Consider the following 13,500-nt stretch of genomic DNA (forward strand, 5'->3'; position numbering starts at 1 on the left):
TTGCCGATGCCCGCCGCGCGCGGGTGGCACGGCTACCGGCTCTGGACGGTGGTCGGGGTACTCGTGCTGACCGTGGTCGCGGTGCTCGCCTGGTTCACCCCGGCGCTGTCGGTACGGACCGTGCACATCGAGGGCGTGTCCTCGGTGCCGGAGCAGGACGTCCGGGTCCTGCTCGAAATCCCGGACGGCCGTTCGATGTTGCGTATCGACACCACCGAGATCGCCCAGCGTGTCGCCGCGATCCCGAAGGTGCGTTCGGTGCGGGTGCAGCGCAAGTTCCCCTCCACCGTCGCGGTGACGGTGGTGGAGCGAACCCCGGTGGTGTACTTCGAATCACCGGACGGCGCGCACCTGATCGACGCCGACAGCGTCGAATTCGCGATCGAGCCCGCGGCGCCGATCGGGGTGCCGGAACTGGTCACCGATGAGCACTTCACCGGCCCCGAAGCGGCCAGGGCGGCGGTGGATGTGCTGGTCACGTTGCCGCCCGCGCTGTCGGTGCAGGTGGGCGAGGTTGTCGCGCGGTCGAATTCGGACGTCTCGCTGAACCTTCGCGACGGTAGGAAGGTAGTGTGGGGCGGCACGGGCGACGGCGAGCGCAAAGCCGCCGTCGTAATGCCGCTGCTCACCAGGGAAGGCACCGTGTTCGACGTTTCGAGTCCGAATCTGGTCACGGTAAAGTGAGCGAAACGTCGGCGCGCCTGCGCCGGGATCGCGGTGACTGCGAATAGCGTTCCGCAGCAGTCGGATACTTGACATAACGCCAACCCTATGGTTGAGGTTGAGGGTTTTGGATCGAAGGAAGGCGAGAGCCCATGACGCCCCCGCACAACTACCTTGCAGTGATCAAGGTCGTCGGTATCGGCGGCGGCGGCGTGAACGCCGTCAACCGGATGATCGAACAGGGACTCAAGGGAGTCGAGTTCATCGCGGTCAATACCGACGCGCAGGCCCTGCTCATGAGCGATGCCGACGTCAAGCTCGATGTCGGCCGTGAACTCACCCGAGGTCTGGGTGCCGGAGCCGATCCGGAGGTCGGTCGCAAAGCGGCCGAAGACCACAAGGACGAGATCGAAGAGGTGCTCAAGGGCGCCGACATGGTCTTCGTCACCGCGGGCGAGGGCGGTGGTACCGGAACCGGTGGCGCCCCTGTCGTCGCCAGCATCGCCCGCAAGCTGGGCGCGCTGACCATAGGTGTCGTGACCCGGCCGTTCTCCTTCGAGGGCAAGCGGCGTGGGAACCAGGCCGAAGTGGGGATCAACCTGCTTCGCGAGTCGTGCGACACCCTGATCGTCATCCCCAACGACCGGCTGCTGCAGCTCGGCGACGCGGCCGTGAGCCTCATGGACGCGTTCCGTTCCGCCGACGAGGTGCTGCTCAACGGTGTCCAGGGCATCACCGACCTGATCACCACCCCGGGTCTGATCAACGTCGACTTCGCCGACGTCAAGAGCGTGATGTCCGGTGCCGGTTCGGCATTGATGGGCATCGGCTCGGCACGCGGTGAGGGTCGTTCGGTGAAGGCGGCCGAGACGGCGATCAACTCGCCGCTGCTGGAAGCCTCCATGGACGGCGCGCACGGCGTGCTGCTCTCGATCGCGGGCGGTTCCGATCTCGGTCTGTTCGAGATCAACGAGGCGGCCTCGCTGGTGCAGGAGGCGGCTCACATCGAGGCCAACATCATCTTCGGTACGGTCATCGACGATTCGCTCGGCGATGAAGTCCGGGTCACCGTGATCGCCGCCGGTTTCGACGGTGGCGGTCCGGCGCGGCGGACGTTCGAACCGAATGTCAGCGCGCGCAGCGGATCCAACCCGATCGGCTCCGGCCGGGCGGGCGAGGTCGGCCAGGCGCGCACCGAGGCACCTGCCAGGCCCACCGAACCCGCCACCAGTGGCGTGTCGAGTGGTCGTGCGGCGGCGCCGAACTACCGCGACACCGAGCGGTACCGGGAGTCCGAGCGTCAGCGGGTCACCGAGGCGGCGATGAACCGGGTCAACAACCCCGATCAGCGCGACGACGGTGACGATGACGACGACATCGAGGTCCCGATCTTCATGCGTCGATAGCCCCCGAACACCAGAAGCGCCCGAACTCCACGGAGTTCGGGCGCTTCTCGTCTGTCCGCCTCAGGTCGTGGCGCTGCCGAGGCAGAACGTGGTCGCGGGCTCGGCGAGCAGCAGCACCTGGTCGGCGTCCTCGCCGCACAGCTGCTCGTCGACCTGGCCGTCGACGCGCGAGACGACCTTGAAGCTGGCGTTGTCGGCGGTGCACGGCACGTGCTTGTAGCCGGTCATCATGCCCTCGTTGTAACAGCTGTCCTGCTTGAAGTTCGGTGCCAGGCACAGGAAGGCGACGGTGCCGCCGCTGCCCCAGGTCTCCTCGTAGGAGGTGTAGTCCTCGTGGCACTCGGTCTTGGTGTCGAAGACCTGCACGACCTTGTAGACGGCGGTCTCGCTCGCGCAGTCGGCGGGCTCGGTCTCGGAGTTGATCATCGACGCGGAGATCACGTTGATGCAGTCACCGACCTTCGCGCGGGCGGTCTCGGATTTGCCCGCGTCCTTGGCCACCTCGGTGACCTTGTCGACGGCGGAGCAGCCGGCGGCACCGAGCGCGGCGACCGCCAGCAGTGCGATCGCGAACCGCGAAACCATTCCCTTGCCGGTGAACGTCATGCGAACCTCTTTCTGAAGAACCTCACCCCGGATATCGGCGGCGATCGGCCCCGATCACCCAACCGCACCGCCGCCCGGCGAGCATCCGGGAAACCACGGCATTCCCGGTCGCGCGCTACGCTCACACCGGCCGTCCGCGGCCGATGTGCCGCAGTGAGGTGTGGAGGGCCGGTGATCGAACGCGCATTCGTGGGCCGCGCCGCCGAACTGGCCGCGCTGACCACGGCCTTCGCCGACGCCGACGCCCCCTGGTTGTTCCTGGTCGAAGGCCCGGCCGGAATCGGCAAGTCCCGCTTGATCGCCCACTTCGCCCGGGCCGTACGGTGCCGGGTCGTGCTGGTCACCGGCACCGAAGACGCCCAGGCGCACCCCCGCTACCTCGTCGACGACATCGTCGAGCAGCTCACGGACGACTCCAGCCCAGCGGATCCTGACATCGATGTGCGCCCGGCCGCATCGTCCGATGATGTCGCGCTGACGGCGGGTGTTGCGTCGTCGGATGTCGAGGCGGTCTCCGCCGGGGCGATGTCCGCCATGGACCACGCGGCGTCGATGGCGGACTCGGCGGGTTCCACTGTCGTCGCGCCCGGTGGCGCGGTGGCAGGCCGTGGTAGCGAAGGGCGCAGCGCTCTGGGCACCGACGCCGACCTCGCGCGGTGGGCGCGCCGCGCGCTCGGCCGGGTGGAGACTTTGCTCGTCGTCGACGATGTGCAGTGGGCCGATCCCGAATCGGTTCGGGTGCTGACCTTTCTGATCCGGAACCGTCCGCCGGGCGGATTCCGGCTGCTGCTGGCGTTCCGGGACGGCGGCTGTCCGGCCGCGATCACCCGGCTGTTGCGGGCGCCGCAGGTCGCGGCGGTGCGGGTGCGGGTGCCGCCGTTCACCGAATCCGATGTCGCCGAGTTGCTGCCGGGGGAGCGGCCGCGGCGGCGGGCGCGGTTGCTCAGCGCGTCGCAGGGGAATCCGCTGTATCTCTCGCTACTGGCGGAGCTGCCCGAAGTGGAGCTGGATCGTGCGCTGTGCGGGGAGAACCCGGACCCGGCGTGCGAGGACTACGCGGGGCTGGACCGGACGATCCGGGCCGAGCTCGCCCAGCTGCCCGAGTCCGAGCGGCTGGTCGCGCAGGCCGCCGCCGTCTGCGGTGTGCCACCCGACCTCGAGCTGCTGTGCGCGACAGCGGATCTGCCCGTGCAGACGGTGGCCGAGGCAGTGGATGGCCTGGTCCGGCGGGGGATTGCCGGGGTTGGCCTGCCTGCGGCGACCGTGCCCGGGGCGGTGGATGGCTTGGCCGGGCGAGGGAGTGCCGGGGTGGGCGATGGTGCGGTGAGTTTCGCGCATCCGCTGGTTCGCACCGCGGCCTACCGGTTGGCCGGGCACGGGTGGCGGGCCATGGCTCACCGGCGCGCGGCGCTGGCCTTGCGCGCCCGCGACGCGCCGATGCCGGTGCGCGCGAGGCATCTCGAGCACGCCTTGCTCGGCCCGGACGAGACAGGGGGCACGGAGTTGCGGCGGGCCGCCGAGCAGGTGCTCGCCGACGCGCCCGCGGTGAGCGCGCGCTGGCTCACGATCGCCCAGCGCATCGCGCCCGCCGTCGCCGATCCACTCGCCGACGCCCTGGCGCTGGGCCGGGCCCTGCTGCTGTCCGGTGCGGCCGAGCAGGCAGGGGTGGTGCTCGCCCCGGTCACCGCGGCCGGCCCGCATCAACTGGAGGCGCTGCTGCTCGCCGCACGTTGTGCCCGCATGCTCGCCCGCGTCGACCAGGCCAGGGCGCTGCTGGCCACCGCCGCGACCCTGCCCCGCCGACCCGGCGACGGTCCGGTGCAGCTCGAACTCGCCATTCTCGAGCTGCAGGACCACCAGGACGCCGAGGGCCAGGCCCGGCTGCGCGCCCTGTTCGACTCCGACGCGGTCGACGACCCCGCCGTGCGCGCCGCGGCCACCACCCTGCGCTGTCTCGGCCTGGTCGCCGACGGCCAACTCGCGGCCGCCACCGACCTCTACCGCGACTGCGCCCGGGCCTTCGACCTGCTCACCGACACCGACCTGCGCGAAGTCGTGCACGCCGTCCCCGCCCTCGGCTGGTGCGCCTATTTCCTCGACCACGACGCCGAGGGCCTGGCACACCTCGACCGCGGGATCGAGGTGAGCCGCCGCTTCGGGCGCAGCTATGCCATGGCCGAACTGCACACCGTGCGCGCCTACTCCCTCGCCAAACTCGGCCGCCTCACCGACGCGATCACCGCCGCCGACGACGCCACCGACGCCGCGACCACCTTCCACTACCCCGACCTGCTCTCCTTCGCGGCCGCCGTCAAACTCCGCACCCTGCAGTTCACCGCCGACGACACCGCGATCACCGCCCAGTGGCACACCGTCGCCGCCCTCCCGCGCCCCGCCATGCGCTGGTGGCGCCAGGTCGTCGAAACCACCCTGACCGAAACCGCCCGCCCCCTCGGCCTCCCCGCCCCACCTCCCCACCTCCCACCCACCACCCGCCCCGGCCCCCTCCACCCCACCCACCTCGCCCGAGCCGCCCACGCCGCCATCACCACCGGCGACCTCCCCACCGCCGCCACCCTCATCACCCGAGCCGAAGCCGCCTGCCACCTCCCCTTCCCGGCCGCCTCCGCGTCCACCGGTGCCGCGTCGGCCGCTGACCGCGCCGGCTCGGCCTCCGGCGAGAGTTCGAGCATCGAGCGTGGTCAGGGCCTCGGCAGCCAGGTCGGGGTGGCGGCGCTGGCGCGGGCCGAGTACTCGGTGGCCATCGGTGACCTCGCGGTGGCGGCCACCGCCGCCGATGCCGCGATCGCGGCGTTCGCCCGCGCCGGAATGGTGGTCAGCGGTGCGCAGGCGGAACTGCTGGCGGGTGTGATCGCGGGACGGCGCGGCGATTTCGGCCTGGCGACCAGCCGATTCGCCTCGGCGCGCGCGGTGTTCGCCGCGGCAGGCGCGCATCGGCTGCTCGCCGAGACGACCACGGCGCAGCGCAGGCTCGCGGGTGGCCAGCGGGTCGGGGCACCGGCCGCGCTGACCCGGCGCGAACGGGAGGTCGCCGACCTCGCCGCGCAGGGTCACTCGAACCGGGACATCGCCGCCCACCTGTATCTGAGCCCGCGCACGGTCGAGGACCACCTGAGCCGGGTCCTGCGCAAGCTCGGGCTGACCGGTCGCGCGGGCATCGCCCGCAAGCTCGACGAACTGGACCGCGTCCCGGGTTGACCGACGTCACCGTGTGCTGGGGAGTCCGTAGGACCGTGACCGCACTACCCTCGGACCCATGACTGCCGCAGCTCAGACCGTGACCGTCCGCCGGGTGACCACGACCCGTGCCGGTGGCTTCTCCGCTCCGCCCTACGACTCGTTCAACCTGGGCGATCACGTCGGTGACGATCCGGAAGCCGTGCGCCGCAACAGGATCCGCCTGGCCGAGGGCATCGGCCTGACTCCCGACCGCCTGGTGTGGATGGAACAGGTACACGGCCGCGCCGTGGAGATCGTCGACGGGCCCCGCTCCGAGCCGGTCCCGGTGACCGATGCCCTGGTCACGACCGTGCCCGGCCTGGCACTGGTGGTGCTCTCGGCCGACTGTGTGCCGATCCTGCTCTCCGATGACGAGGCGGGCGTCATCGCGGCCGTGCACGCCGGTCGCGTCGGCGCGCGGATCGGCATCGTGCCCCGGGTGCTCGACGCGATGGTCTCGGCGGGCGCGCGGATCGACCGGATCGGCGCCTTCCTCGGCCCGGCCGCCTCCGGCCGCCAGTACGAGGTCCCCGCCGCCATGCGCGCCGACGTCGAAGCCCACCTGCCCGGCAGCGCCACCACCACCGTCCGCAAGACCCCCGGCCTCGACCTGCGCGCCGGGATCAGCAGGCAGCTCACCGAGGCTGGCATCGGCGGGATCGCCCTCGATCCGCGCTGCACCATCGAGGACAAGACCCTGTTCAGTCACCGCCGCGGCGCCCCGACCGGCCGCATCGCCGGAGTCATCTGGATGGACCCGACCGCATGACCGCACACGACCTGCGCGCCGGCCGAAGGATCGCCGCGTGAATCCGACCGCCGACCAGCAGACCGGCACCCGCACCGCGGAGCTGTCCGCCCGTCTCGACGGCCTGCTCACCCGCATCGACGCCGCCGTCACCGCCGCGGGCCGCCCGCCCGGCTCGGTCCGCCTGCTCCCGGTGACCAAGTTCTTCCCCGCCACCGACGTCGCGATCCTGCACGGCCTCGGCAGGCGCGAGTTCGGCGAGTCCCGTGAGCAGGAGGCCTCGGCCAAGGTGGCCGAGCTCGGCTACGACGACGTCGAATGGCACATGATCGGTCGTCTGCAACGCAACAAGGCCCGCGCCGTGGCGCGGTGGGCGCACACCGTGCACTCGGTCGACAGCGAACGCCTGGCAATCGCGCTGGACCGGGCCGCGCAGGACGCACTGGCAGCCGGCGAGCGTACCGCGCCGCTGCGGGTCCTGCTGCAGGTCAGCCTGGATACCGATCCCGGACGCGGGGGTGTCGCACCGGCCGATCTGCTCGCCCTCGCCGACCTGGTGGCGAAGGCGCCGGGCCTGCATCTGGCCGGTCTGATGGCGATTCCGCCCCTTGACACCGACACTGATGCGTCCTTTGCGAATCTTGCGACTTTGCACACTTCGCTGCTCGACCAACACGCCGATGCGACCGAACTTTCTGCAGGTATGTCGGGTGATTTGGAGAATGCGGTCGAACACGGTTCGACCTGTGTGCGTGTCGGAACCGCCTTGATGGGCGCGCGACCGATAACCTCGGCGTAGCAAAGAAACCTCATCAGTCACATTCGACACATACGATTGGCCGACGAGGCGCTGAGCAAGAACTTCAACACCCGGCCGCCACCGGGGCCCGAAGGAAGGTCGACCATATGAGCGAGCGGAGCGAGCGAGACATCGGCTCAGCCACCTGCGTGGTCATACCGGAGCAGAGCGACAGCGAGGTGGAAGCATGAGTACGTTGCACAAGTTCAAGGCGTACTTCGGCATGGTTCCGCTCGACGAGTACGAAGACGATTACGTCGACGATCACGCCCCCCGTGGCGCCGAGGAGCGTGTGGGCCGCGCTCGTCCGCGCAGCTACGACCGCTACGCCGAGGATCGCTACGGCGCCGAGCGTTTCGAGGACGAGGCCGACGACTACCCCCAGCCCGCCTACAAGTCGGCCTACCAGGCGCGTCGCGACGATTACGTCGGCGATGCCTACGCCGACGATCGCTACGAGGCGCCCCGGCGCCCGACCAGGATCGAGACGGCCCCTTCGTCGGGCCGGTTCAGGGCGGGCGGTGTCGCACCCGGAATGCGCGGCTCCACCCGCGGTGCGCTCGCGGTCGATCCCGACGCCGAGGAACGCCGGATCGAGGAGCGCTTGCGCCCCGAGCCGGCGCCCGCGCGGCGGCCAGGGATCTTCGAGGACGGAGGTCCCTTGTCCAAGATCACCACGCTGCGTCCGCGCGACTACGGCGAGGCCAGGATCATCGGTGAGCGTTTCCGGGAGGGCAACCCGGTGATCATGGACCTGGTCGACCTGAGCAATGCCGACGCCAAGCGGCTGGTCGATTTCGCGGCCGGGCTGGCGTTCGCGCTGCGCGGTTCGTTCGACAAGGTGGCGACGAAGGTGTTCCTGCTCTCACCCGCCGATGTCGACGTATCGGCGGAAGAGCGTCGCCGGATCGCCGAAAACGGCTTCTACAACCAGAAATAGTGTCGAGTACCGCAATGCCATGATGGCCGCCCGCGCACCGCGCGGCGCGGCCATTTTGCACACTGCCGATTTTGCGGCAGAGTGAAGACGTGGCCCTGTTCGCGGTTCTGTACCTCGTGCTTTTCGTCTTCTGGCTGTTGTTGATCAGTCGGGTGATCGTCGAGTTCATTCGCAGTTTCGCGCGTGACTGGCGTCCGACCGGTGTGGTGGTGATCCTGCTGGAAGTCATCTTCACGGTGACCGACCCGCCGGTGAAACTCCTGAGGCGGTTGATACCTCCTGTGAATCTCGGGGGTATCCGGCTCGATCTGTCGATTATGGTCCTGCTCTTCGTCGTCTTCATCCTGATGTCGATCGTGGGTAGGCTCGGGCAGCCCGTGACCTCCGTGTGACATACTGAATCGAGAAGACCGCTTGCTAGTTCTCCAAAAGACGCGTGAAGGGATCCTTCGATGCCGCTGACTCCCGCCGATGTGCATAACGTCGCGTTCAGCAAACCGCCGATCGGTAAGCGCGGCTACAACGAGGACGAGGTCGATGCCTTCCTGGATCTCGTCGAGCAGGAGCTCTCGCGCCTGATCGAGGAGAACGCCGACCTGCGTCAGCGGGTCGCCGAGCTCGACACCGAGCTGGCCGACGCCAAGAAAAATCGTGGATCCGCCCCGGTCAACGCCGTGAAGGCGCCTGTGCAACAGGCACCTCCGCCCGCGCCTGAACCGATAGCGCCGCCGGTTCCGGTGGCGCCGCCCGCGCCGATGCCCGCCGCCGCGCCGGTCCGGGACAACTCCGGCCCGGACGCGAACATGCAGGCCGCGAAGGTGCTCACCCTGGCGCAGGAGATGGCCGACCGGCTCACCACCGACGCCAAGACCGAGGCCGAGGGCCTGCTGTCGAACGCGCGGGCAAACTCCGAGCGACTGGTCGGTGACGCCCGTACCCGCTCGGAGGCGATGATCTCCGACGCGCGCCAGAAGTCCGACGCGATGCTCGCCGACGCGCAGAACCGCTCCGACACCCAGATCCGGCAGGCCAAGGACAAGGCCGAGGCGCTCACCGCCGACGCCGAGCGTCAGCACGCCGAGATCATGGCCACCATCACCCAGCAGCGCACGGTGCTCGAGAGCCGCATCGAGCAGCTCAAGACCTTCGAGCGCGAGTACCGGGTGCGGCTGAAGTCCTACCTGGAATCGCAGCTGGAAGAGCTGGAGAACCGCGGCTCCGCGGTCCCGGTCGACGGCGGCGAGTTCGCCGGTGAGACCAATGGCTCGGCCAACAGCCTGGCTCCCGCTTCGTCGTTCGCCAAGGGCGGCAAGTAGGCCGTTCCGGGCGCGTGGCCTTCGATGCCACGCGACCCGGGCCTCGGACCAGGTAATATAGTCGGGCCGTTCGGTTGGCTTGGGAGTCACCATGCTCGTCTTGACGCTCGTCCTCGCTGCGGTCGGATTCGGACTACTGGTCGCCGCACTCGCCACCGGGTCGGTGCTGTGGGCCTGGGGATGCATCCTGGTGTGCATCATCGGGGCGGTTCTGCTGCTCGTCAGCGCACTGGCCATCCGCAATCCCGACAGCGACGATGCTCGGCCACCGGGCCGACACGCCCGGCGGGACTGAGCGCGGGCGCGGGAATATCCGGTGGACGGCCCCGGCTAGAATCGAAGAACACACGGCACTGATCCGGCCATCACCGGGGAGCCTTCGGAAGAACGGCGTGTTCGCGCGCTCAGTAGAACCGAACGGGTGAGCCCGTCACAGCTCACACAACGAGAGGCTCGTGCCCTCCTCATGGGGAGTGGTTCGGGCAAACGGGGTGGTACCGCGGTACGGCGCACCGGCGCCGCCATCGTCCCCGTGCCCAGGATTCGCGCGAACAGCGCGGCGGCACGAGGAGCACTCCGCGATGGCGGACGAGACAACCACCGGCGGCGCCTACCCCCGAGTCGATTTCGGTGCGGGATCGGGCGCCACCTTCCCCCAGCTCGAGCAGCGGGTACTGGACTACTGGGCCACCGACGACACCTTCCGCGCCAGCCTGGCCAACCGCGCAGGCGCCGAGGAGTTCGTCTTCTACGACGGTCCCCCCTTCGCCAACGGCCTGCCGCACTACGGCCATCTGCTCACCGGCTACGTCAAGGACCTGATCCCGCGCTTCCAGACCATGCGCGGCAAGCTGGTCGACCGCCGCTTCGGCTGGGACACCCACGGCCTGCCCGCCGAGATCGAGGCCGAGAAGCAGCTCGGGATCACCGACAAGTCGCAGATCGACGAGATGGGGCTGGCCGAGTTCAACGCCGCCTGTAAGTCCTCGGTGCTGCGCTACACCGGCGAGTGGCGCGATTACGTGACCCGCCAGGCCCGCTGGGTCGACTTCGACAACGACTACAAGACCCTCGACCTCGACTTCATGGAGTCGGTCATGTGGGCGTTCAAGTCGCTGCACGAGAAGGGCCTGATCTATCAGGGCTTCCGGGTGCTGCCCTACAGCTGGTACGAGCAGACGCCGCTGTCGAACCAGGAGACCCGCCTCGACGACGCGTACAAGATGCGCCAGGATCCGGCGGTCACCGTGGACATGGTGCTGAGCGTGCCCGCCGAGCATCCCTTCGCCGCCCTCGACGGCGCCAACGCGCTGATCTGGACCACCACGCCGTGGACTCTGCCGTCCAACCTGGCCGTCGCGGTGCATCCCGACGTGCGCTACGTGCACCTGCGTGCCGCCGACGGCAAGCGCTATGTGCTTGCCGCGGAACGGGTCTCGCACTACACGCGTGAGTTCGGCGAGGAGCCGGAGGTGCTCGGGGAGTACGACGGCGCGGCGCTGGCCGGACTGTCCTACGCCCCGCCGTTCGAGTTCTTCGTCGGCCACCCCAACTCGCACCGCGTGCTCACCGCCGACTACGTCACCACCGATTCCGGCACCGGAATCGTCCACCTCGCACCGGCTTTCGGTGAGGAGGACATGGACGTCGCCTCGGCCAACGGCATCGAGATCGTCCAGCCACTCGACGCGGGCGGCAAGTTCACCTCGATGGTGCCGCCGTACGAGGGTCTGATGGTCTTCGACGCCAACCCGGTGATCATCAAGGATCTCAAGGCCGCCGGAAAGCTGTTGCGGCACGAGACGATCGAGCACTCCTACCCGCACAGCTGGCGCTCCGGCCAGCCGCTGATCTACATGGCGGTGCCGTCGTGGTTCGTCGCGGTCACCAAGTTCCGCGACCGGATGGTGGAGCTGAACCAGCGGATCAGCTGGGTGCCCGAGCACATCCGCGACGGCCAGTTCGGCAAGTGGCTCGAAGGCGCGCGCGACTGGAACATCAGCCGCAACCGCTACTGGGGCAGCCCGATCCCGGTGTGGGTCTCCGACGACCCGGCCTACCCGCGCACCGACGTCTACGGATCGCTCGACGAGCTCGAGCGCGACTTCGGCGTGCGTCCCGACGACCTGCACCGCCCCTACATCGACGACCTCACCCGGCCCAATCCCGATGACCCGACCGGGAATTCGACCATGCGCCGGGTCCCCGAGGTGCTCGACTGCTGGTTCGAATCGGGCTCGATGCCCTATGCCCAGGTGCACTACCCGTTCGAGAACAAGGAGTGGTTCGACAGTCACTTCCCCGGCGACTTCATCGTCGAGTACAACGGGCAGACCCGCGGGTGGTTCTACACCCTGCACGTGCTGGCCACCGCGCTGTTCGACTCGCCCGCGTTCAAGACCGTCTCCGCGCACGGCATCGTGCTCGGCGAGGACGGCCTGAAGATGTCGAAGTCCAAGGGCAACTACCCCGATGTCAACGAGGTCTTCGACCGCGACGGTTCCGACGCGATGCGCTGGTTCCTGATGAGCTCGCCGATCCTGCGCGGCGGCAATCTCATCGTCACCGAGCGCGGTATCCGCGAGGGTGTCAGCCACGCGCTGCGCCCGCTGTGGAACGCGTGGACCTTCCTGCAGCTCTACGCCTCCAAGCCCGGTGTGTGGCGCACGGATTCGTCGAACGTGCTCGACCGCTACATCCTGGCCAAGCTCGCGGTGACCAGGGATGTGATCACCGAGGCGCTCGAGACCTACGACATCGCCGCCGCCACCGAGGAACTTCGCGGCTTCGCCGACGCGCTCACCAATTGGTATGTGCGCCGGTCGCGTTCGCGGTTCTGGTCCGAGGATCGCGACGCCGTCGACACGCTGCACACGGTGCTCGAGGTGGTCACCCGCCTCGCGGCACCGCTGCTGCCGCTGATCAGCGAGGTCATCTGGCGTGGGCTCACCGGCGAGCGTTCGGTGCACCTGGCCGACTGGCCGGCCGCGGACGAGTTGCCGCACGATCCCGAGCTGGTCTCCTCGATGGACGAGGTCCGCGTGGTCTGCTCGACGGTGCTGAGCCTGCGCAAGGCGAAGAACCTGCGGGTGCGGTTGCCGCTGGCCGAGACCACCATCGCCGCGGCCGATGCCGAGCGGCTCGCGCCGTTCGCGGATCTGATCGCCGACGAGGTCAACGTCAAGAAGGTCGACCTGACCACCGACGTCGCCGTGCACGGCCGCTTCGAACTGGTCGTGAACGCGCGCGCCGCAGGTCCGCGCCTTGGCAAGCAGGTCCAGACGGTGATCAAGGCCGTCAAGGCGGGGGAGTGGAGCGAGTCCGCCGACGGTGTCGTCACCGCCGCCGGCATCACCCTGCTGCCCGAGGAGTACACCCAGCGCCTGGTCGCCGCCGAGCCCGAGTCCACCGCCGCCCTGCCCGGCAATGCCGGCCTGGTGGTGCTGAACTCGGCGGTCACCGAGGAACTCGAGGCCGAGGGCTGGGCCCGCGACCTCATCCGCGACCTGCAGGAGACCCGCAAGTCCCAGGGCCTCGACGTCTCCGACCGGATAACCGTCACCCTCGAGGTCCCGGCCGAACACCTGACCTGGGCCCAAACCCACCGCGACCTGATCGCAGGCGAAATCCTCGCCACCACCCTCGATTTCGCCCCCACCGGCCCCACCGCCACCGACCTCACCGGCGGCGTCAAAGCCGAGGTCGCGAAGGCCTAGGAGACGCCCGCAACCAACGGCCTCGCAAGGATATGGATAACTCCATGTCCTTGCGAGGCGCGGTTG

At 69.3% G+C, this 13,500-nt stretch carries 11 protein-coding genes; 10 read left to right on the forward strand and 1 reads right to left on the reverse strand.

What is annotated here, in order from left to right; all coding sequences use genetic code 11:
* The first annotated feature begins 6 nt into the window (after nucleotides 1-6).
* Together ACFVVM_RS27905 and ftsZ are read left to right on the forward strand one after the other, a co-directional pair.
* Nucleotides 7-684 carry a cell division protein FtsQ/DivIB gene (locus ACFVVM_RS27905; RefSeq protein WP_387624357.1) on the forward strand — a complete coding sequence of 226 codons (678 nt, stop codon included), beginning with the start codon at nucleotides 7-9 and terminating at the stop codon, nucleotides 682-684.
* Between the two features lie 131 nt (nucleotides 685-815).
* Complete coding sequence (gene ftsZ, locus ACFVVM_RS27910) at nucleotides 816-2,069, forward strand: cell division protein FtsZ (protein WP_302874997.1); 1,254 nt, start codon at nucleotides 816-818, stop codon at nucleotides 2,067-2,069.
* Nucleotides 2,070-2,129: 60 nt separating this feature from the next.
* Here the strand turns inward: ftsZ and ACFVVM_RS27915 are convergent, their stop codons facing one another.
* Entirely contained in the window at nucleotides 2,130-2,675 is a 546-nt protein-coding gene (locus ACFVVM_RS27915) for a hypothetical protein (RefSeq protein WP_387624176.1), read from the reverse strand.
* 171 nt (nucleotides 2,676-2,846) lie between these two features.
* Between ACFVVM_RS27915 and ACFVVM_RS27920 the strand changes: the two genes are divergently transcribed.
* The 8 genes from ACFVVM_RS27920 to ileS all read left to right on the forward strand — a co-directional run bounded on the left by ACFVVM_RS27920 (nucleotide 2,847) and on the right by ileS (nucleotide 13,434).
* Entirely contained in the window at nucleotides 2,847-5,894 is a 3,048-nt protein-coding gene (locus ACFVVM_RS27920) for an AAA family ATPase (RefSeq protein ID WP_387624178.1), read from the forward strand.
* A 58-nt stretch (nucleotides 5,895-5,952) separates the two neighbouring features.
* On the forward strand, nucleotides 5,953-6,684 hold the full coding sequence (gene pgeF / locus ACFVVM_RS27925; RefSeq protein ID WP_387624180.1) for a peptidoglycan editing factor PgeF: 732 nt from the start codon (nucleotides 5,953-5,955) through the stop codon (nucleotides 6,682-6,684).
* A 37-nt stretch (nucleotides 6,685-6,721) separates the two neighbouring features.
* Complete coding sequence (locus ACFVVM_RS27930; RefSeq protein ID WP_387624182.1) at nucleotides 6,722-7,462, forward strand: YggS family pyridoxal phosphate-dependent enzyme; 741 nt, start codon at nucleotides 6,722-6,724, stop codon at nucleotides 7,460-7,462.
* Between the two features lie 187 nt (nucleotides 7,463-7,649).
* Nucleotides 7,650-8,402, forward strand: coding sequence for a cell division protein SepF (locus tag ACFVVM_RS27935; protein ID WP_387624184.1), 753 nt, complete (start codon nucleotides 7,650-7,652; stop codon nucleotides 8,400-8,402).
* An 89-nt stretch (nucleotides 8,403-8,491) separates the two neighbouring features.
* Nucleotides 8,492-8,794 carry a YggT family protein gene (locus ACFVVM_RS27940; RefSeq protein WP_302875002.1) on the forward strand — a complete coding sequence of 101 codons (303 nt, stop codon included), beginning with the start codon at nucleotides 8,492-8,494 and terminating at the stop codon, nucleotides 8,792-8,794.
* A gap of 60 nt (nucleotides 8,795-8,854) precedes the next feature.
* The gene (locus ACFVVM_RS27945; protein WP_387624187.1) at nucleotides 8,855-9,718 is read left to right on the forward strand and encodes a DivIVA domain-containing protein; all 864 of its coding nucleotides are present in this window, start codon (nucleotides 8,855-8,857) and stop codon (nucleotides 9,716-9,718) included.
* Nucleotides 9,719-9,809: 91 nt separating this feature from the next.
* Nucleotides 9,810-10,013, forward strand: a complete 204-nt coding sequence (locus ACFVVM_RS27950) for a hypothetical protein (protein ID WP_387624189.1) — start codon at nucleotides 9,810-9,812, stop codon at nucleotides 10,011-10,013.
* A 286-nt stretch (nucleotides 10,014-10,299) separates the two neighbouring features.
* Nucleotides 10,300-13,434 (forward strand): isoleucine--tRNA ligase, encoded by a 3,135-nt coding sequence (gene ileS, locus ACFVVM_RS27955; RefSeq protein ID WP_387624192.1) that lies wholly within the window; start codon nucleotides 10,300-10,302, stop codon nucleotides 13,432-13,434.
* Nucleotides 13,435-13,500: the final 66 nt, after the last annotated feature.

The organism is Nocardia sp. NPDC058176 (genome assembly GCF_042883805.1).
In the GTDB taxonomy this organism is placed as follows: Bacteria; Actinomycetota; Actinomycetes; order Mycobacteriales; family Mycobacteriaceae; genus Nocardia.

Bases quoted from the DNA above. Each gene is read 5' to 3' on its own strand.
- ftsZ (WP_302874997.1), top strand. From the start codon at position 816: ATGACGCCCCCGCACAACTACCTTGCAGTGATCAAGGTCGTCGGTATC.
- pgeF (WP_387624180.1), top strand. From the start codon at position 5,953: ATGACTGCCGCAGCTCAGACCGTGACCGTCCGCCGGGTGACCACGACC.
- ACFVVM_RS27950 (WP_387624189.1), top strand. From the start codon at position 9,810: ATGCTCGTCTTGACGCTCGTCCTCGCTGCGGTCGGATTCGGACTACTG.
- ACFVVM_RS27945 (WP_387624187.1), top strand. From the start codon at position 8,855: ATGCCGCTGACTCCCGCCGATGTGCATAACGTCGCGTTCAGCAAACCG.
- ileS (WP_387624192.1), top strand. From the start codon at position 10,300: ATGGCGGACGAGACAACCACCGGCGGCGCCTACCCCCGAGTCGATTTC.
- ACFVVM_RS27935 (WP_387624184.1), top strand. From the start codon at position 7,650: ATGAGTACGTTGCACAAGTTCAAGGCGTACTTCGGCATGGTTCCGCTC.
- ACFVVM_RS27915 (WP_387624176.1), bottom strand. From the start codon at position 2,675: ATGACGTTCACCGGCAAGGGAATGGTTTCGCGGTTCGCGATCGCACTG.
- ACFVVM_RS27905 (WP_387624357.1), top strand. From the start codon at position 7: ATGCCCGCCGCGCGCGGGTGGCACGGCTACCGGCTCTGGACGGTGGTC.